We start from the raw sequence: 20,147 nt of genomic DNA, 5'->3' as shown, positions 1-20,147 counted from the left end.
GCGAAGCTCCCAGATGTGGCGATCCGATCATCTCTCCTGCGCGCGCCTTATCCAGATGATCGTAGAGGTCGCCTGCTCCGGCTTTAGACTCATCCTGTTCCCCGAACCCCCTTGTCTTTAGCATGCGATCGCTCCTTCGAATCCTTGCCGAATCCGATTCTGGCTGAATCCACCCGAGGTGCCATGGCTATCATTTGCAGACTGTGGCGGGCGGCGTTGTTCGGTAAGCACTGGGCTCGCGCTCGCATCTTCAGCTCCCGCTGACGCCATGCCCAGGGATATCGCCTCCTGCTCAAGGTTCCGTTGCAGTATGGGCCATCGAACTTCGATCCGCGTTCCAATTCCACACCGGCTATAGATAGCCAGCTCTCCGCCGCTGGACGCGACCAGTTCCCGGACGATCTGAAGCCCCATGCCATGCCTGCGGTGACGACCGCTGTGAAGATTCGCTTCAGTTGCTCCGCCGCTAGCGATGCCACGATCAAGGCCAACCGAATCCATCCTCACGCCGCCCATGCCGAGGACCCTCGCGATCTGCTGCTCACTCATGCCACACCCCGAGTCGTCCACCGTCAGCACCATCTTGCTAGCTGGCCGAACCCGTCCCTCGGGAGACGAATGAGAGTGGGCCGGACGACGCGTCTCGGCGCGACCCACCCCAATCCGGATCGCGCCGCCGTTCCGTGTCGCCGTCATGGCATTATGAACCAAATTCACGAGGATGCGTTCCATCGCCTCTTCGCCAACCTGGATCGGGAGCGCCGCCTGCGACCCGAACTTCACCTCGACCGGCCCGCGGGCGATCATGGACAGCAGGCTCCCCCAGCGTGTCAGCAGATCAACGAGGTTGATCGGATTGCCGCCAGGTTGGCAATCGCCATCCAAAACGCCTTCTCTATCCTGTCCCGGCTCGCCGTCTGCCAATCGCGTGGTCGCCCGGTCTGGCAACTGTGCGACCGCGACATCCATCCCGACCGCCTCAGATTGCTCTGAAGGCGGTCCCTCGAAGTGCGGTGATCGAGGCGACCCCGACGGAGCTGCCTCAGGCTCTCCACTCTTCGAAGCCGCCAGAATTACTTCCGCACCTAAGCTATTGTGCTGATCCTGGGCTGCTTCGGCACTTCGCAACGAATAGCTCGAGCTGGCTGGCATGTCCGGCACCGTCTGCGTAGTGCCACGCCCCGCGCCGAGCGGATCTGCAGGATCGAGCGACACACTCCCCGCAGCGCCGACGCCATGATTCTGCACTAGCATCTGGGCACTGCGCTCGGCGAGGCCGCAAGAGGCGAGCAGGCGGTCGATGAGCACCTCGCTTCTTGCCGCCAGTAGCTTCAGGTCCTGAGCATAGTGACTGTGACGCGCCTGTAGCACCCCCGACAGGGCCAGCAGCTCGCTGTATAGCTTCAGGGCCGAGAAGAGATTACCTGCGTCGTGCGCCAGCGCCGGGGCGTCTGAAGCAGTTCCTCGCGTCTCCCGCAGATTCAACGCCGGAGTGGGAGGTAGGCCGTCGGGCAGGGATACGATCCTCGCCGGATGCGCCTCTATGGTCTCAGAGGGCGTTTCGCTACCTATGTCTTCTCGCAACTCGCTCCGAATCTCGCTGCGCAACTCGCTCAACGCCCCGCTCAGCGTCCACTCCGGCTCCAACTTTGGCTCGGCTTCTTCTTCTGCGGATTCGCTGTGGGCTCTCTCCAGCTTGGCTGCCAAGGCTTCCCTTGCAACCTCCTCCGTAGCAGGCCCAAACGACGGTGTAGGTGCGTCAACCGCAGAGAGACAGCTGCCTTCTTGAATCGCAATAGCTGAAACAGTCTGGTTATCGTTCTCCGCTCCCAGAATTGCATCAGCGTGGGGCTGCGCCTTCAAGTGTCCGTTCGCAGGCTCCGGGCCTTGAGACTCTGCGAACTCATTGGCTGTCTCCGGCGCGGACCAGAGCCGACGTGCCACCTCGGCAAAGTCCACGGCCGGATTGACGACTTCATTCTCCCCTATGGCGACTGCATCGTCCGTAACCTCATTCAAAGACGTTCCCTTTGGCATCCCGCTTGTCACAGGTGTCTCGGCCAGCTTTTGAATGGGTGTCCGCAGCTCTTGAACTGGCGCCCAACGCTGCGTCGATTCCTGCGCCAGACGAAAGATGGCGGCGCGAACCGCCCGGGGATCGGCAATGGAACCCAAGACCAATGGCCTTTCCCTCGGGAGGCTCAACTCCTCATCACCGGTGGTGCCGCTTCCACTTTCCAGAGAACTATAAGGTCGACTGCCGCCAGTGGCACCAGCTCCCGGCTTGTCCAGCTCCCGTGCGGTGTCGGGCCAAGCCTGCATCCGTGCTGCAGCCTCCTCGAGGGGCCTCTCGCCCGACAACTCGAGCCAGTCTTCGGTCTCCTCCGCCTCAAGCTCGGTCTCATATTGGAAGATCGTCTCGAAGGCGAAAGCCGCCTCGATTGACTGTCCAGAGTAACCTTTCGCGGTTGCGCTCTGATCGTGATCCTGCGCATGAGCACTGAGGCTCTGGTGAGAGCCGGAAGCCTTGCCCGTCCCAGATGTACTCCCGGAGTTCGTCCCCTCGGCTTGAGGCGCTCCACCGCTCTGCCACCGCCGGAGCCAAGCCGGGCGACCGTCGTTGGTCTCTTCGTCATCCATCGCGGCCAGTGTTGCCAGGGTGGCCTCGTTCTCGCCTTGCCGGTCGAGATAACTCTTCGCCGCTTCGAGCGGTCCGCTGGTGCCGGATGTCAGACCGAGCTTCTCCGTCTTTTCCGGGATAATATTGCTCTGGATTCCCTGCATGGTGCTCTCCAAGGCGGTTCAGGATTCCCCTTTCGGGGTGGTGTGTGACTTCTATATTCACTTCGCATGCCAAACTGGAACGCCCGAAGTAAGTGCCTGATAAGAAGGTCCTAATCTGGGATTCCACAAGGACGTCACGCTCTGGAGGAATTCCCGAATCGGGACTCCACGCGCCTTCTCCGTTCGAACCGTTCCGAAATGGGAATTCCCGGTCCCAATATGGGAACGCCCGCACCTGTTTCCCCTCGCCCGTCATCCAGCTCGCCTTTGAGTGCGCCACTATAATCGCAAGAATGACATCCGCAATCTCCACTGAAGCCGAGCACACTGTATCCGAAACCAGGGTCTATCGTCCCGGCAATCGCTCCGCCTCAGAGCTTCGCCCCACCGTCCTAAACCCCGGTTTTACCGCGATGCCTGAAGGCTCCGTCCTGATCGAGTGCGGCAACACCCGCGTCCTCTGCAACGCGACGATCGAGCAAGGCGTCCCCGGCTGGCTGCGTAACTCCGGCCGCGGCTGGGTCACCGCCGAGTACGGCATGCTGCCCCGCGCCACCCTGACCCGCACCGCGCGTGAGTCCGAACGCGGTAAGGTCACCGGCCGCACCCATGAGATCCAGCGGCTAATTGGAAGAAGCCTCAGGTCCGTAGTAGACATGAAGGCTCTCGGCGAACGCACCGTCATCCTCGACTGCGACGTCCTCCAGGCCGACGGTGGCACCCGCACCGCCGCCATCACCGGAGCCTCGCTTGCCCTCGCCATCGCGCTGCAGAAGCTCGTCGCCGCAGGAACTCTGAAGTCTTCGCCCTTGACCCAGATGGTCGCGGCGACCTCGGTCGGCATCGTCGACGGCAACGTCCTGCTGGACCTCTGCTACGAGGAAGACTCCCGTGCCGACGTCGATATGAACGTGGTCATGCTCGCATCCGGCGGCCTCGTCGAGACCCAGGCCACCGCCGAGAAAGCCCCCTACACTCGCGCCCAACTCACCCAGATGCTCGATCTCGCCGAATCCGGCATCCGCTCGCTTCTTGAGCTTCAGCAAACCGCGCTGGCAAAGGCGGTCTAGCTGGAAGGCGTTGTACGTTGTGAGTTGTACGTAAAACTCGCAACGTACAACGCCCTACCGCTTTGTCATCATCGTCGAGCCGACCGCAGGTCCCGGCGGCTCATCGGTCACCGTATACAGCTCCCCGGCCCGCAGATACATCCTCCGCATCTCCTCACCGTTGAAGGGCCGCGCACCACGCCGCCCAAAGACGGCAAGCTGGTTCCCTTCCTCATCCACAGCCCGGTCGCGATCGATCCCCTTCGAGATCGCCAGTGCCCTTCCGCGCATCGGCTGCGTTGCGATCAACTCCGGCACCGGGAGCGGACTGAACCCGTAGAAGTTTCGCTGCGTCCCCGGCGAGAACAACTGAACGATCCGCATCCCGTTCTTGCCATCGGCGACGAAGGCAAACTGGCTCGAGCTCACCATGCCAATCTTAAGGTCATTTACATCATTCAGTTGCCCATCGGCATTGAAGTTCTGCACGAAGGAAGCGTGCTCCGGCTTCTCAACATCGACGATGCCGATCCCATCCTTGCCCGCCGACACATACGCATACGTTCGCGCCACATAGACATTGCGCGCATCGGCAAACGGCACCGTCTCGCCCACGCGCCTGATCTTCTCCGGCATGGTTACGTCGAAGACCTTCAACCCCTCCGCATCCACCACGAACGCATAGCGGAACTGTATCGCCACGCCGCGTCCGTCATGCACCTCGGGCACCTCGGCGATCACCTTGGGATGCAGCGGGTCAGCCAGCTCCACAATAATCAACCCCTTATTCGCGAGGATGTACGCCTTGGTCCCCCCAATCGTGATCCGTCGCGCACCGTCCAAAATGCCGTTCGGATTGAACGTGAGTTCCCGGTGCAACACGTTGTTTCGCGGGTCTCCGTCGAGCAACGTGCCAACGCCCTTCGCTCCGTTACCCACGACGATGAGACCTTCGTACTTGTCCGCGACATATAGGAACGCATACAGCGGCGCGATCCCCTGTTCTTCGTTCTCCGCAACCTGCGTCCGCAGCGGATCAAGCGCCAGCGTCGAAGGCGACGCAATCGACGTCGCAAACTTCGTCTTCACATAGAACCGCTGGCTCAGCGGAGAGACCGGCGCAGTCTGCAGATGCTCCGAGTCGTCCTTCACATCGACGTTCGCGACATCGAAGACGCGGAACCCGCCCTTGCCCATCGCTGCATAAAGATACTCGCCGCGCAGTTGTACCTCGAGCACCTCGTCACCCTCGTGGCTCGATCCGCCCTTGATGATCCTTCCGCCATCGACAAACTTCTTGTAGTCCGAGGGATACGCCAGTTTCTGGAAGTCGCTACCCGCGATCACTGGAGGCTCCGTGCTGGCTGCGACGGGCACCGCTGAGAAGCCATGGTCGCCGCGCGCTACGTAGACGTATTTGCCCATGAAGTTCAAGAAGTTCGTTCCTTGCACCAGCAGTTGGGACATCCACGCATTGTTATCGCCCTTGCTCGAGACATGGCAGTCCGTACAGCCCTTGGTCTCCTTGCCACGGACCGTATGCGGTACATACGTGCTGAAGGCCTCGCCACTGAAGCCCGGAGAGGAGACCGTCTGCTGCGTCTGATAGATCCAGTTCCGGTTGGCATTCTGCGAGCTCACCACCACCGCGCAGGCTGACCTTACCGGCGACACCTTATTCCCGGTCACCGTACCATCGATGCCCAGCATGTACACATCGTCGCGCAGCACCTGAAAGTTATAGGCGGTCCAGTTGCGCGTCGATTCGCCTTCGTTGTGCAACATCGGCATCTTCTGGTTCGCCGACATTGAAAGATGGCATCCAAAGCAGCTCGTCGTCCACGACGAGTGGCAGCTCTGGCAGGTCATCCGCTTGTCGCTGTGCGCCATCTCCGCAATCGGATCAGCCGCACCCCAGGTCACACCGTCCTTCTGCATCGTCTTCGCGTAGCGCGCCTTCTCGCTGTAGTGCGGATTGCCGGGAGTGATGGTATCGACCGTCTGCACGACCTCCCACTCGACCTTCTCTTCCACGTTCGAGCGCTGCCACAGCTTGCCTTCGCGCCAGTAGAACCGCGCCTGCTTGAACGGCGTCCGCATCCGCAACAGGTTCGATGACGCATCGTTGGCCGACGCCGGCCCGCTCGTCGTCAGCAGAGCCTTCTTATAGATCGAACCATGGCAGTCCTGGCAGCCAATCTCAACCGCATTCCGCGTCTCGCCGTACAGCTTGCCGTTGCCATGCACATCCTGCGTAAAATGGCAGTCGATGCAGTGCATGCCTTTCTCGAGGTGGATGTCGGCAAGATGCACTGCCTTGCCCAGCGCCTCGGGGTCTTCCGACGAAACGATCTTGTCGTCCTTGTCCAGCAACTCGCCCTTGCGATCGCGCTTGTACACTTTGCGGAAGATCCATCCATGCGAGTGGAAGTCCGCAAACTGCGTGTCTTTTAGATTTTTATTGAACTCCGGCGTCCCCACCGTCTTTAGAAACTCAGGATCAGCCCACAGCCCACGCGGCGCACTGCCCTCAGGATTGCGCACCCGCACATCATGCAAATCCTGCTCGCTCGGATTCTGCTGCTTGGCCGGATACATCGTCTTGCCATCGGCTTCGTTGTCCCACCACGTCATGCCGTAGTACGAGACCACCATGTTCGTTCCCGGATGCACATGGCACACCATGCAGCTCGAAGAAGGTATGTCCTTCTGGAAGGTGTGCTGCAGCGGATGTCCGCTCTCTTCCTTGTTCGCCGTCTTATCGTTGCTGATGCTGAGCCCCGCATTGCCATACTTCGCAATTGCCGCCGAGTGCTGCGGATCGCGGTCGTTCGCATACAACACATGACAACCCGAGCAGCCCGCGCCGCGATAGTCTCCCGGCTCGTCATTCGTTCCCGGCATCGACAGCAGCGGATCGAGCAGCCTCGTCTTCTGCAGCCCTAGAAACACAGGATCAGTCCGTAGCTCCGTACCCAGGCCGCGATCGCTCAACTTCGTGTCCGGCTTGCCTGGCTCCTCTTCGCGCTCGGGAATTCCAATCTCTGATCTCGGCCCGCCGCCACGCTCAAACGCTCTCAGCAGATTGCCCGGCTGAGAGTACTCCCACCGCTGCAGCGGATCGAGATACGGCAGCACACCTTTGAGCTTCGTCTCCTCCGGCGTTGGCGGAGGAAAGCTGCGCAGCCGCTCCGGCTTGCCGTTGACGTCATAAGCCTCGCCGAAGTGCGGATTCTTCAATGGATAAGCCCCATTGTTATAGAGCGCCGCGCCCCACAGCATGGCGCCATGCGTCATCATGCTGTTCTTCACGTTGCGCGTCTCGGCTGCGTGGCATCCTCCGCACGTCTCCGGCGCGACGCGGAGATCGCCGGGATCGGAAAACTTTACAAACTCGTAGCGCTCTTTCAGCCATCGCACGTAAGGCCGCACCGGATGCCCACCCTGCGCCAGGTCCTCAGGGAATCTTGGCTGCACATGCGCCTTCTGCTCCTCATCCGCATACTCATCCGTCCCAGGTCGGTGCGTCGACATCACATCGGAGTTCCCGCCGTGGCAGTCCGTGCATCCCAGCACGACCGTGTCCTCCGCATGCATGTTGGGGTGCTCGATGCCCGTATGGCAGCTCATGCAACCGACGCTCGCAAGCTTCGCCTGCTCCGCCGTCTCCGTCTGAATCGTTGGCCGCAGCTTGATCCGCAAGGGCTCTGGCGACAACGGTGGCGGAGCAGGTGTGCTCTGCGCCGGGATCACAGGCTTCGCCGCCTCCGACTGCGCGAAGACCCACTTCATCGGAAGATTCGCGATCACGGCTCCCGCAAAACCAGCGGAAGCAACCGCCAGCACTGCCCACTGTGCCATGCGGCGAGAACCCGACGAGATGACCTTGCGCAACTCCATCAACTCTCCAAACCAAAGACTTGCAAACTATGCCCGCTACTAAAACTGAAACTTCACCAACCCAAACACCGAGATCAACGTCTGGCTCGTATAGATATCCCGCAGCCCTCGCAGGGGCACGAGGTCGGTTGCGCCCGCATGGATAATCACGTTGTCGTTGAGGAACGGACGATAGATAAAACCCGCCCCAGAGTCCACGCCAATAGTACGGCGAATACCGTTCTGTTGCAGCAGAAATTCCAGCGACTCCGTACGATCGAACTGCATGAAGTTCGTATTCGCTACAAACTTCAGAGTGGGCAACACATCTACATCCAAGCCCGCGTTATAGAGGAAAATTCCAGGGTTCACGAAGTTCGACTGACCCTCATCCTTGCTTGAACGCAAGTCCGGCAAAAAGCTATCTGGAGCGGTCAACGCAACGCCGGCGCGTGTCAACGGAATGCCCTCGCGATTGAAAAAGCTGAACTCGCCGCCAGCAAACGCCACGCCATCCACAATCGAGCTGAAACCGCGCGCCGTGCCGTCCCGCACCTTGCCATCGCCCGAGGCATACAGGAACGAAGTCCGGAAACGCATATAGTCACGATCGACCGAGAGCTCCACCGCCGCAAACTGCGCATTGATTCCTGTCTTCTGCGCTGCAATCTGGCTGAACGAATCGTTGCCAAGCACCTCGTAGAACGCATGCGTCAGGTTCAGCTTCCCGATATGCCCATCCCCCGTCCATCCCATGTAATCCGCGTCGATGCGATGCGGCGCGATTGTTCCAATCGGGGCGGGACGCACAATTACGCCGTTATCGTTGTATTGCAACGAATTGTTGTCGCGTTGAAAGTGGTAGCTAAACTCCGTCGTGTATCCCTTTGCGATAAAGTCCTGGATGAAGACGTTTGCGACTGCCACCTCGCGACCGCGCCGATGAAAGGTATTCAGCCCGCTGTTGGTGTCCTTCTCCAGCAGGTCGAACATCGCGAAGTTGTATTGAATGCGGTTGGACAGAAGATTGCCGAAGACTCTCACACCAGGCTGCTCGTCGGCGAAGACGAATCCGCGAAAGTCCGAGACGAAGGCTTGAATGCCGACGCGTACATTCATGAAGTCGTAGTTCGGCCCGACGTCCGCGACCTTCACCTCGCCAAAAGCTTCCTGCAGTCCGACATGACCGTCCAACCGGGTTGTTCCATTCGTCACGACCGGACTCACTACCTGGTTCTCCCGTGCGTTCAGGTAGTTGATATTTGCCGCCGGAGTTACGCGAATTCGCCAGTCCACAGGCCGGAACGCCGACGTGTCTCCGTGAAACAGATCGAAGCTGAACCGGAAAGTCTGCGCGAGGAAAAACTGCCCGCCACGCCCGAAGAAGTCCGGTTCATTCACACTCGAAGTAGACTGCCCCGCCGGTGTCGGTAGCCGCTTACCCTCGAGCGCTGTGATGCTGTCCGCCGTCAGGCTGAAGAATGTTTTGCCGAACAGCGGCTTGTCCGCCTTCAACCGGTTGCGATTGAACGGGTCGTACCAGTGCCCCAGCACAAACGGCGTCTCATCGCCCAGATTGTAGCGGTGGTAGTTCGGCATCGACGCATTCCACCGGTCCGGCTTCGGTTGAAAGTAAGCCGCTTCCGGCAGTATGTTTTCGAGCGGGGCCGCAACCACCGCGCCATCCGCATCCGGTCTTCGGCTCAGCTCCTTGTAGTTCGTATCAGCCAGCACTTCGGCAGGAGTCTGTGGTAACGCGAAGATTGCTCCCTTGTCCGCGACCGTCAGATGCACCTCGATCGACAGCACCTCGCCCGCATGAATCTCCACACCCTGCCGTCGCGTCGCGACTCCACCCCTCGGCGTAAAGGTCAGCTCATAGCTTCCCGGAGAAATCCGCAGCATGCGAAAGATCCCGTCCGCGGAGGTCGACACCGGAGCGACAGCACCTGGAAGCCTCACCTCAACTCCCACCAGTGGGCGTCCCGCCTGATCCATCACGATTCCCTGCAAGACTCCGACCTTCGATACAGTCTGCTGGGGAATTCTCTGCTGTACTGCCTGCGACCGCTGCGACTCAACCGTCGGCGCAGCAGGCTCAGCCGTCTGAGCATGCGCTATGCCCGGCCACGCCATCAGCGGCAGCAGTAGAGCGCACATCAGCGTAGGCCGTGGGGCCAGCCATCCAGGCAAGGTTCCTGTCGATCGCATCTTTCTCTCTGGAATAGTTCGCACCCAGCCTAACGGCACTCTGGCTCTACCGCAACCACAATCCGCATCCCCCCTGCTACACTCCCGTCTATGCCTGCAGCAGCCAGCCCTGAAGATCCGGTCATCCATCACGCCGAAGATTTCTACAACCGGATTTACTTCCTCTACCAGATCATCGAAGACACCCAGGAGACAGTCCGTTTCCTCGATACCAAGGCCGGTTTCTGCGTCACCCTGCTCTCGGGAATGGCCGCCGTCAGTATTCAGCATCCCGGCTCCAAGCCAGCGCTCCATATCGTTCTCTTCGCATTGTTCATGGCAGTCGAGGTCTGTTCCATCCTGGTCTGCCTTCGCGTCATCTTCCCCACGGTCAAGCCTCACATCAACAACGGAGCGCCCGCCAAGCCCCGTTTCTATATCGCCCACAATAAGGCCCACCACTGGGTGAAGCATACCCTCGCCAACCCGAACGACAACATCCTGTCGGAGTCGAAGATCAGTTACTTTGAATCGCTCAAGCAGGCCACCGACGAAGACCTCATGTCCAGCCTTGCCGACACCGTTCTCACCCTTGCTTTCATCCGTCAGATCAAGAGCGATCGTCTTCATGCGGCGATGTTTTGCCTTATCACGTCGGTCTTCCTCTTCGCCGCGATCATGCTCTTCAGTTAGTGGCAGGAATACTTCCTTCGTTACAGCGGAGGAGCGACGTTTACTGCACCTGCGCGAGAACGCTATCAATGTTCTTCACATACTTCCGCGCACGGTCAGCTTCGATCGCATCGGGGTTCGATTGAATCGACGCGGAAAAATGCAGCTTCGCCGCAGCCAACAGCCCCAGCTGATTCTGCTGATTAAACTTCTCCGAGTACAGCACACCCAGCCGGTAGTTCACGCCAAGATCGTTCGGCAGATAGGTCAGCGCCTTCTGGCAATTCGCAATCGCCTGGTCGAACTGCTTCTGTGCATACGAGGTGTTGCACAGACCGAAGTAAGCCTCCCCGCGAAGTTCCTTCCAGATGTCCCCCTGCGTCGCTCGCGACTTCTTACCCATGCCCAGCAGATAGCCAGCGAGATAGTAGTTCAACTGCCCTGCCATGCCTGTATCAAAATTCGAAAGCGCGAGGTACGTGTTGTACTCGCGCTCGGCATCTGCAGGCTGCTTCAACATCCGCATACACTCGGCCAGCCAGAAGTGCGCTTCCGCATTTTTCGGCGTCAGCCGGATGGCATTCTCGGCCGAGGTCTTGCCATCGGCGAAATCGTCCTTGCGCGCGTAAGCCTGCGACAGCAGATACCACGCCCACCCGCGAGTCGGCTCTCTACGCGTCACCACATCGAGCTGTCGTACCGCCTCATCCAAATTGCCGCTGTCCAGCAGCACCGCGGCGTAGCTCGACCGTGCTTCCTGATAGTCAGGATCAAGATCGACGGCAGCCTTCAGCGAAACCACCGCCTTATCGTTCTCATACAGAGCACTCTGAGCCCGTCCCAGGTACACCATCGCCGCGCTGAACTTCGGGTCAAGCGCAATCGCCGCATCGAAGTGCTCAATCGCCTTCTTGTAGTTCGCCTCGTAACCCTTGTTGTAGAACTCAATCCCCTTGTCAAACTCTTCCGTCGCCGCATGATTCGGCCGCCGCGCAATGAGTATCCGCAGGCTCACCGTCGAGTCCTGCCCCGGATAGACCTGCTCCTCACGCGGCCCATCCGGCTCATATCCAAGATGCACACCCTTGATCGTGTGCGATCCCGGCGAGATACCCGGCAGCCGGAGCGCCGCGCCCTTATTGACGACACCGGCGCTCTTGCCATCCACCCACACTTCAACCCCATCCATGTTCGTCTCGATGATGAGGTTTCCGAACTGCGGCGCTGGCAGATTCGCTCCCTTAACACGGGAAGGGTTATACGCCAGCACCATGTTCCGGTCGAAGCTACCGCGCTCACTGGTCGGATTCTGCCTACCCTCGGTCGCCAGCCTCACGTTGGTATGCACGTACTCCGCGAGCTCATCCGCATCGACGACACCATCGCCATTGGTGTCCGCCTCGCCCTCGATTCCTTTGATGACGTAGTACGTAAAGATCCCGTGCCCACCGCCCCAGCGATCGCTCTCGAAGCTCTGCTCACGGTCACGGCTCGCCGTCAGCGAGAATAGCGACTTCTGCAGGTCAAGCAGCGTCTGCGTCACCTGCTGCCGGTCGGCTTCAGGCGTGATCGCACCCGAGTGACAGGCATCCGTGATCAACACCTTCCACTTGCCTTTGATCTTGCCGCCAATCGACGATCCCAGACCATCCATCGGATAAGCCGTCGTCGTGATGTTGTGCAGATCGACGTCGTACGTCGCCAGCCAACCCTTGCCGCCTGACACAAATCCATGCCCGGCGAAGTAGATCAGCACGCGGTCGTTATCCTGCGTCACCGAAGGCAGCCACACCTCGAGTTCGTGCCGGATGTTGGCAATCGTCGCCCGCTCGTTAATCAGCTTGTGAACATTCTCCGGCGGAAACTGTCCACCCTCGGGACTAATCAACGCAGCATAGATATCCTCCGCATCGCGGTTCGGAAACTCCAACTGCGCCGTTGCCGGGAGATTCTTGTAGGCGGAGATCCCTACCACCAGCGCATAACTGCGAGGGATAGTGACCGTCACCGTTGACTTCTGAGGCACCGCCTTCAAATCGCGCGACTCCCTAGTCGCGGTAGAAGGAGCGGTCTGCGCCGGAGTCTGCGTTGCCGGGTCAGCCGCCGGTGCCGTCTGACCATGAGCTGTAATTCCCAACACTCCAAATGCCACTGCTACCACCAGCGCATGGAACCCATCAGAGCAGGTCCGCCCATAAACGCCGAGTCTCCTGCCAAACATTCCCATACATATACCCTCAAACCAAATCGACAGAGTGACAACGGACAACAATGGACAACGGTCAATCCATAGCGGACAAAGTTCCTTACAGATGCGCCAAACGGAATGTATACAACATCGGCGCGGCGCTCTCGCCCGTTACTCCAACAGTACCGTTGCTCTTGCTCGTAAATGTAATATCCCGCGACGCGCTACCCGCTAGCGGAGCCAAAGGAGCAGGCAACGCCTGTCCCGGAGCAACTGCTGCTGGTCCCGCGCTATCGTCTGTGCAATCGCCGCGCGCGCGGAAGATCGCATCATTGCATCTTGGCCTCAACGAGCTCACTGGCCCAGGCGCGGCAAAGCTCGAAAGGACCGGCGGAGTCAAAGCTGTCGGGCTCAACAGGAAGTACAACACGTCAAATCCGGCAGGCCCGCTCACCTCGAACCAGCCGTCCTCGACAGCCGGCACAAGATACTGCTTCGACCGCTGTACGCGGTTGTCGCTGCCCGTCTGCATCGCGGGAAACACTGTCGTAAACTTGCCCGAACTTCCCTGATCCATCACATATAGAAAGCCGTCGTAGTTGCTCACCAACTTCAACCGGATGATATCTCCGGTTGCGAAGACATGGCCGGCAGCCATGGCCTCTACCTTGCCGTCCTTCTTCCGTTCCAGCGTAATATCCACCACCATCGCGGAGTTGGTCGGCGCCGGTGTAGCGGCAGCCTGAGTCATAGCAGGAGGTGGGGTAGCCGAAGCAGTAGCGGCTACAAATGACGCCGAAAGAATTGAAAGCAAAACAATATGGACCACGGTTCACTCCCTCAGATCACGTTCCAATACCAGGGCCCAATCTTTTCTCGATTCCATCCGGCCGGCACGGCCCCTCAATGAAAACCGAAACATCGACGCCAGAACCGTTGGCAACCACCTGCTCCCGGTCACCTCCCGGAACTCTTCGGCTGCCACGCATTCTACTCGTAACTACGCGCAACTGTTCCATCCGGTTTGCCTTGGCTTTCGTACTTCACCCAAACGGGTAATTGACCTTTGTAACGATACCGCGCAACGAGCCACTCTTTATTACTTGCTCTTGCCATTCAGACAAGGTATCTTGCAGCGGTATATCCCCTAAGGTTTTCAGTCGACACCAGCTAGTTCCCCCAAGGAGGACTATGCAATTCCAGGCCCCGCATCGCTCAGCTATGACTTCACAGGCCCGTTCCCTTCACACACTCCGCACCGCGGCTGTCGCAGCTATTTCGCTCGCAGGAGTGCTCGCAGCTACGCTCGGCTGCGGCAGCGGGACTCTCCAGGCCGTGAGCTCACAGAGTTCCGCGGTGCCCACTGCCTCCGCACAGGGTCCGCAGCTCGGCTATATCTGGCTCGACTCCGACCGTACCCTGCGTCCCATTCTGGGCGTGGCGGGAGCCTCGCAAATCGGCCAGAGTCTCGTCCCCGCCGGAACGTACGTGGGTGCTGTGTCCGCTGCTGCTGCAAACATCGCCGTTCTGCAGGACTCCGACGGTTCCTTCGATCTCATGAGCCTTCCTTCCGGCTCTCCAACCGCGCTCGCGGTCAAGCTGCCGGCCGGGGCGGCGATGCGACTCTCGCCTTCGGCTACTTCGGCGCTCCTCTACACTCCCGGTGCCACGTCAGCGTCGCTGGTCACGGGCCTGCTCTCTTCTCCTCAGGTTCAGACCGTCAAGTTCGCCGGCCCCATCACTGACTCAGTCGTCAGCGACTCAGGAGCTGTTGCGGCGGAGTACAACCAGGGAACCTCGGTCGCCCTCTCCGTTATGGCCGCCTCCGGTCGTGCCGTACCGGCAGCCAGCCTCGGTTCGTCCGGTGGTCTCAGCTTCCTTCCCGGCCATGACGACCTGCTCTTCGCCGATGGAACCGCCAACACGCTCACGCTGATGCGCTCCGCAACTTCGGCCCCCGCTACATCAGTGATCCAGACATCCTCTCTCCTCAAGTCGCCCTCGAGCCTTGGCGTCTCGGGCAGCGGTCGTTGGGCCCTTGTAGTCAATAGCTCCGCCAATAACCCCGCGAACAGCGCAACCCAGACGCTTGTCCGGATAGACCTCAACACTTTGACAAGCGTCTCGGTGGCCTGCGCCTGCAAGCCGACCGAAGCCGCAGTCCTCACCGACGATGGCGCTTTCCGCGTCACGAACGTAAAGTCAGGTGCAAATTGGATCGTCGACGCCTCCTCTGCCTCGCCACGCACGCTCTTTATTCCCGCTCTGCCACAGGCCGCAAAGAGTTCTCTGATCGCCGCAAACATAGCCCCATGAGACGACTGCTGTGCTGGCTTTTGCTGGCGCTCGTTGCGACCTATGCCACGAGTGTCTGCTCCGCACAGATATCAAGTTATGCGATCGTTCCCAATCTGACCTCGCTCCCCGCCGGATCCAACGGCACCACGCTTCGCGCCACCGTTGAAGATCTCCCCCAGGGAACAAACTTCAACGTCTGCTTCTACACCGGCTTCGGCAGCACAGCGCCAATCGTTCCAGACTCTCTCCTTTACGTGAGCAACTCCGCCTCCATCTCGTTGAAGATCGACCCAACCTCCATACAGAGCGTTCCCCCGGCGTCATTTTCCTCCGGAGGTTTTTCAGCGCTGCTGTATACCGTCGATCCCTCCGTTCCCGCCTGCACCGGCTCTGTCCAGGCGCAAGGCAACGCCGCGACGATCGCGCTTCGCTACCCGACACTGACCTCACTCAGTCTTTCGTCGACGCCGCACCTGAATCCCAAGCTCACCAGCCTGCTGCCCTCCAACCTTGCCCTTACCGGCATGAACTTCCTCGGCGGCTCATCCGCCAGTTCGGTGCTTTTCAACTCCACCAGCTCTATTCCCGGTAATGTCAGCTTCGTCTCGTCCACCACGCTTGTCAGTACCATCCCCACGTCGCTTCCGCTCAATGCAAGTTCGGTGAGTGTCCAGGTCTGCAACACCGCTGTCTACAGCTATTGCAGCGAAACGAAGAAGCTCGGCCTCACCTCCATCCCAATAACGCCCGGCGTCGTCATCGCCAACCCAACTTCAGCGTTGCCCTCGCAGCCGGTAACGGTTAGCGCTACCTTTGGGTCAGCTACCCCATCGGTCGCCGGTGCCCCCGGCGGTATCGTTGATTTTCATTACGCAAGCACGGAGCTTGGTGGAGCTCCACTCATTCTCGACAAGACCGGAGTCTTCGTCGCGGCTCCGATCACCGCCTTCCAGTCCCGCAACGCAGTGACGTCGCATGTCATCGCCGACTTCAACCAGGACGGCATCCCCGATGTTCTCCTCGTTGAATCGTCCTCGTCCACTCTTCATTTTCTGCTCGGAACAACCCCAAGCGGCAGCTTTGCGGCCGATCGCCCGCTTGCGCTTCAGGTCGATGGAGTTCCTCTCCTCGTACAGTCGGCGGCAGTCGCGGACTTCAATCACGACGGATTTCCCGATATCGCCATTCTCGGGCAGAGATCTGACGCAACCGCTCAGCCCAACTCGCTCTATGTGCTTCTCAATGACGGGAGTGGCAGCTTCCTGACTCCCACTCTGGCATTGTCCTCTGCCTACGGCTCCCGAATCGTTGCAGGCGACTTCGATCACGACAGCAAGCAGGACATCCTGCTTGTCGGCGCACTGTCGAGCACAACAGGCTTTCAGATGCTTGTGGGAGATGGCCTCGGCGGATTCGCTTCAGGCCCAATCTCTTCGGGTCTGAATACGGCTCCCAGCTCCAGCTTCGGCGGCTACAAGATCCTCGCAGCGGATTTCAACAACGACAATTATCCCGACATCGCCATCCTGAACGGCGCAAGCGCGGATGGCACCCAGATCTCGAAGTCAGTCGAGGTCTTCCAGAACGACGGTCACGGCAGCTTCTCGCACACAGCCAGCATTGCCACCGATGGCACCTCCAGCTCCACCTTTCTCGCGGATCCGCTCGCCTATGGCCAGCTTCCCGCAATCCTCCTGGTGTCGCCCTCAACTGCGGCCATCTCCGTAGTTCCGAATCAGAGCACGACCAGTATCGCCTTCTCAGGCACGCCCATCGTCACCAATGTTCCAGCGTTGAAACAGGCGGTGAGCGGTGACTTCAACGGCGATAACCTGCTCGATCTCGTTGTCGACGATGGCGCAACCAGCCACCTCCTAAACGGAGATGGCAAGGGTGCCCTCACCGTTGACTACCCAAGCATCTCCACAACTTCGGTCTCCGGCACAACCCTCCTCTCTGCCTCGGACGAGAACGTCGATACCTTCGCCGACCTTCTGGCTATTACCGCCTCCGACCCATCGTCCACAGGAACCATCTCCTACCAGTTCCGCGACTACATCACCTCCGGAACCGCGACTGCCACACTTCCTGCCGCAACCTTCCCGGCCGGCCTTCACGTCATCCAGGCTCGTACTCCGGGAACCTTCAACATCGAGTGCGGCAGCGTCACCACCGACCTCACCATCTTCAAGCTCACTCCCGTCATCACCTGGGCCACGCCTCCTCCAATCGTCGCCGGAACAGCTCTCTCGCCAACCCAACTGAACGCCGCCTTTACGGCCAGTGATGGCACACCTATCTCCGGCACGCCGATCTACAAGCCGGCAGCCGGGACGATCTTGTCCCCCGGCACCCATACCCTGACCGTCACGTTCACCCCGACGAATTCGATCGACTATGCGACTGTCACAGCCAACGTAACGATCGATGTCGTAGCCTTCTCGCTGAGCAGCCTCTCCAGCTCCTCAGCCGTTCTCGGCGACTCCGCCAAAACGATTACGCTCACGGGCTCGGGCTTCCTATCCTCGGCGGTGGTCCTGATGGATGGCTCCTCAGTCGCAACAACTTACGTCAGCGGCACGGCACTGTCCGCCGTTATCCCAGCCAAGGACTTCCTCAAAGTCCACAACATAGAAGTCGCCGTCTTCGATCCGTCTCTAGCTCTCACCACACCTTCGCTTGGCATCAGCGTGATCGCACCCGCCGCTGCGGTCGACTTCAGCGGTCCCACCTCCATCGCGCCGGGATCGCAGATAACCCTCAACTTCAAACTAAGCAGCGCCTACCCTGTTGACGTTACCGCGACCTTTACTGTCGCCTTCACCCCGGCGACCGGGCTTCCAGACGACCCCTCTGTCCAGTTCGCCGAAGGCGGACGCATCTTTGTAGACAACATAACTGCCGGAACAACCTCAATCGACCCCATTCAAATTCAAGCTGGAACTGTCGCCGGGACGCTCGAAGTCTCTACGACGCTCATGGCTGGCGGAGTCGACATAACCCCCGCTTCGCTCAAGCCTCTTACGATTCAGGCCGGCCTAGCCGCACCCGGTATCACCTCAGTCAACTTCACTGGTAACGGAAACACGCTCACCGTCACAGTAAGAGGATTCTCCAATACTCGCGAGATCGCCGGAGCGAAGTTCCACTTCACCCCGGTCGCTGGAGGAAAGATCACAACTGAGGACGTTGCCATCGATGCACAAGGGCTCTACGCATCCTGGTACACCTCTGAAGCTTCTCTTCAATATGGTTCCACTTGCACCTATACCCAGGTTTTCAATCTCAGCTCCGACGCGAATGTCGTCGGTCAGGTGTCAGTCGTCCTGACCAATACTCAGGGCGCCTCACCAGAAGTGAACTCTCAATGACTTCCAAAGTGACCTCAAAAATGATGAACAGACTCTCTCTCTCTCGGCTCGCCGGTTCCGTTCGCCAGTTCCTCGCCTTAGCCCTTATCCTCGCCATCGGTCCAGCACCTGCGCTCGTCGCCCAGGCCTCGGCAGTGGGCCAGTCCGTCGCGGCAACGCCCATGTCGCTGCACATCACCATCCTCGATGGCGAAGATGCACTCAACAGCATCAGGGAACGCACAGCCCGCGAGCCGATCGTCCAGGTAGAGGACGAGAACCACAAACCCGTTGCCGGCGCGCTACTTCTCTTCACTATTAACGGTGGCCCTCAGGGCGCAAGCGGCTCCTTCTCTGGAATTAGCAATACGCTCTCAGTCACCACCGGTCCCGACGGGCGCGGAGTCGCTCATGGATTGCTGCCGAACAAGACCCCCGGCAAGTACACCATCACCGTGTCAGCCACGCTCGGCGCCCTGGTCGCGACGGCCATCATTCACCAGAGCAACATCGCCGGGACAGCTCCCGGTGGAAGCTCTTCTTCCTCCGTCTCCCCGGAGCAGCCCAACCCAAATTCTGGTTCGATTGGCACCAAGACCCCAGGACGTCTCGCCAAGATCCCCAAGAAGTACTGGGCCATCGGTGGTGGCGTCGTGGTCGTCGGAACTGTGCTCGGCGTGACTCTGACACGCGGAAGTGGTGCTACTACCATCACCCCGGGCAACGGTTCTGTCGGGCCCTAGTTCAACCCGACCGCCCAACGCGAAGAGCCTCCTCAACCCTGGGGAGGCTCTTCGCGCTTAGGTAATCAGCCAGCGAACTACAATCGATACAGAATGTTCTCCCGCCTGAAGCCCTTCTTCACCCACCCCGGAACCGGCTCCCATGCTCCGCTCCGCATCTTTTGGGTCGGCCTCGCCGTCCGCCTCCTCTACATCACGATCGCGCACACCTATCGCATCCGCCTTCTTCTGGATCACTTCCAGTTCGGATGGGAGGCAGGCCGCATCGCCCGCGCTCTCGTCACTGGCTATGGCTACGCCGACCCTTTCCTCGGCCACACCGGCCCTACCACCTGGATCCCTCCGCTCTTCCCTCTTCTTATCGCCGCCATCTTCAAGCTCTTCGGCGTCTACACCCCGCTCTCCGCCTGGATGGTCTTCGCCATCGATAGCGTCTTCTCCGCTGCCACCGCCCTCGCGGTCTACGAGATCGCCTTCCGCTGCTACGACGCCGCCGGCCTCGGCCGCAGAATCGCTCTCTGGTCGGCCTGGCTCTGGGCGCTCTATCCCGCTGCCATGCAGTACGCCGTCCACTGGGTCTGGGACATGTCCCTCACCACCTTCCTTTTCTCCTGGACACTAGTCATCGCTCTCCGCGTTCGCTCCATCGGCGAACCTGCCGGTCAATCTAACCCACAAACCGCATTCCGATGGGGGTTCTTTGGCTTCCTCTGGGGGCTCATCGCCCTCACCAACCCCTCGCTGCTGATTGTCCTCCCGGCCTGTGGCATATGGATGCTTTGGGGCTCGCGCTCCAGTTTCAACTCCTCCGTCCAGGCAGCCTCAAAAGCCGTCTTCGCGGGAATCATCTTCTCCCTCTGCCTCGCTCCGTGGGTCTATCGCAACTTTCAAGTCTTCCACGCCTTCATCCCCACCCGCGGCAACCTGGGCGCGGAACTCTACCAATCCACTCTCGAAGAAAACGGCGGCTTCCCCTGAGGCACCACCGTCCCAC

Annotated in this window: 11 protein-coding genes; 6 read left to right on the top strand and 5 right to left on the bottom strand. The window is 59.9% G+C overall.

Features of this window, described 5'->3' with window-relative positions:
• Positions 1–117: 117 nt before the first annotated feature.
• Positions 118–2,784: a sensor histidine kinase gene (locus tag HDF16_RS11820; protein WP_184216817.1), complete on the bottom strand. Its 2,667-nt coding sequence runs from the start codon at positions 2,782–2,784 to the stop codon at positions 118–120.
• Between the two features lie 293 nt (positions 2,785–3,077).
• On the opposite strand from HDF16_RS11820, the gene rph reads away from it, so the two are divergent.
• Positions 3,078–3,854, top strand: coding sequence for a ribonuclease PH (gene rph / locus HDF16_RS11815; protein WP_184216815.1), 777 nt, complete (start codon positions 3,078–3,080; stop codon positions 3,852–3,854).
• A gap of 54 nt (positions 3,855–3,908) precedes the next feature.
• Here the strand turns inward: rph and HDF16_RS11810 are convergent, their stop codons facing one another.
• Complete coding sequence (locus tag HDF16_RS11810; RefSeq protein ID WP_184216813.1) at positions 3,909–7,733, bottom strand: hypothetical protein; 3,825 nt, start codon at positions 7,731–7,733, stop codon at positions 3,909–3,911.
• Positions 7,734–7,772: 39 nt separating this feature from the next.
• Positions 7,773–9,923, bottom strand: coding sequence for a carboxypeptidase-like regulatory domain-containing protein (locus tag HDF16_RS11805; RefSeq protein ID WP_184216811.1), 2,151 nt, complete (start codon positions 9,921–9,923; stop codon positions 7,773–7,775).
• Positions 9,924–10,013: 90 nt separating this feature from the next.
• Here HDF16_RS11805 and HDF16_RS11800 point away from each other — a divergent pair, with 90 nt between their 5' ends.
• Positions 10,014–10,595, top strand: a complete 582-nt coding sequence (locus HDF16_RS11800) for a hypothetical protein (protein WP_184216809.1) — start codon at positions 10,014–10,016, stop codon at positions 10,593–10,595.
• Positions 10,596–10,635: 40 nt separating this feature from the next.
• On the opposite strand, the gene HDF16_RS11795 is transcribed toward HDF16_RS11800, so the two are convergent.
• A complete protein-coding gene (locus tag HDF16_RS11795; RefSeq protein ID WP_221312693.1) occupies positions 10,636–12,801 on the bottom strand; it encodes a tetratricopeptide repeat protein in 2,166 nt (721 codons plus the stop codon).
• 79 nt (positions 12,802–12,880) lie between these two features.
• A complete protein-coding gene (locus tag HDF16_RS11790) occupies positions 12,881–13,591 on the bottom strand; it encodes a DUF4384 domain-containing protein (RefSeq protein WP_221312691.1) in 711 nt (236 codons plus the stop codon).
• A 362-nt stretch (positions 13,592–13,953) separates the two neighbouring features.
• Here HDF16_RS11790 and HDF16_RS11785 point away from each other — a divergent pair, with 362 nt between their 5' ends.
• The 4 genes from HDF16_RS11785 (at position 13,954) to HDF16_RS11770 (ending at position 20,131) form a co-directional block, all read left to right on the top strand.
• Entirely contained in the window at positions 13,954–15,078 is a 1,125-nt protein-coding gene (locus tag HDF16_RS11785; RefSeq protein ID WP_184216803.1) for a hypothetical protein, read from the top strand.
• Positions 15,075–18,431 (top strand): FG-GAP repeat domain-containing protein, encoded by a 3,357-nt coding sequence (locus tag HDF16_RS11780; RefSeq protein ID WP_184216801.1) that lies wholly within the window; start codon positions 15,075–15,077, stop codon positions 18,429–18,431. Before HDF16_RS11785 ends, HDF16_RS11780 begins: the two co-directional genes overlap by 4 nt.
• Positions 18,428–19,153, top strand: a complete 726-nt coding sequence (locus HDF16_RS11775; protein ID WP_184216799.1) for a hypothetical protein — start codon at positions 18,428–18,430, stop codon at positions 19,151–19,153. The genes HDF16_RS11780 and HDF16_RS11775 overlap by 4 nt, the downstream gene beginning before the upstream one ends.
• Positions 19,154–19,246: 93 nt before the next feature.
• Positions 19,247–20,131 carry a glycosyltransferase family 39 protein gene (locus HDF16_RS11770; protein WP_246409029.1) on the top strand — a complete coding sequence of 295 codons (885 nt, stop codon included), beginning with the start codon at positions 19,247–19,249 and terminating at the stop codon, positions 20,129–20,131.
• Positions 20,132–20,147 lie beyond the last annotated feature (16 nt).

This window comes from Granulicella aggregans, from assembly GCF_014203275.1.
In the GTDB taxonomy this organism is placed as follows: Bacteria; Acidobacteriota; Terriglobia; order Terriglobales; family Acidobacteriaceae; genus Edaphobacter.
The sequence above is the reverse complement of the archived record's forward strand: the minus strand, read 5'-3'. Positions and strand labels throughout refer to the sequence as shown.

What these genes read in the sequence shown, in the direction of transcription:
- HDF16_RS11820 (WP_184216817.1), bottom strand. Translation starts at nt 2,784, where the DNA reads ATGCAGGGAATCCAGAGCAATATTATCCCGGAAAAGACGGAGAAGCTC.
- HDF16_RS11800 (WP_184216809.1), top strand. Translation starts at nt 10,014, where the DNA reads ATGCCTGCAGCAGCCAGCCCTGAAGATCCGGTCATCCATCACGCCGAA.
- HDF16_RS11780 (WP_184216801.1), top strand. Translation starts at nt 15,075, where the DNA reads ATGAGACGACTGCTGTGCTGGCTTTTGCTGGCGCTCGTTGCGACCTAT.
- HDF16_RS11775 (WP_184216799.1), top strand. Translation starts at nt 18,428, where the DNA reads ATGACTTCCAAAGTGACCTCAAAAATGATGAACAGACTCTCTCTCTCT.
- rph (WP_184216815.1), top strand. Translation starts at nt 3,078, where the DNA reads ATGACATCCGCAATCTCCACTGAAGCCGAGCACACTGTATCCGAAACC.
- HDF16_RS11795 (WP_221312693.1), bottom strand. Translation starts at nt 12,801, where the DNA reads ATGGGAATGTTTGGCAGGAGACTCGGCGTTTATGGGCGGACCTGCTCT.
- HDF16_RS11805 (WP_184216811.1), bottom strand. Translation starts at nt 9,923, where the DNA reads ATGCGATCGACAGGAACCTTGCCTGGATGGCTGGCCCCACGGCCTACG.
- HDF16_RS11810 (WP_184216813.1), bottom strand. Translation starts at nt 7,733, where the DNA reads ATGGAGTTGCGCAAGGTCATCTCGTCGGGTTCTCGCCGCATGGCACAG.
- HDF16_RS11785 (WP_184216803.1), top strand. Translation starts at nt 13,954, where the DNA reads ATGCAATTCCAGGCCCCGCATCGCTCAGCTATGACTTCACAGGCCCGT.
- HDF16_RS11770 (WP_246409029.1), top strand. Translation starts at nt 19,247, where the DNA reads ATGTTCTCCCGCCTGAAGCCCTTCTTCACCCACCCCGGAACCGGCTCC.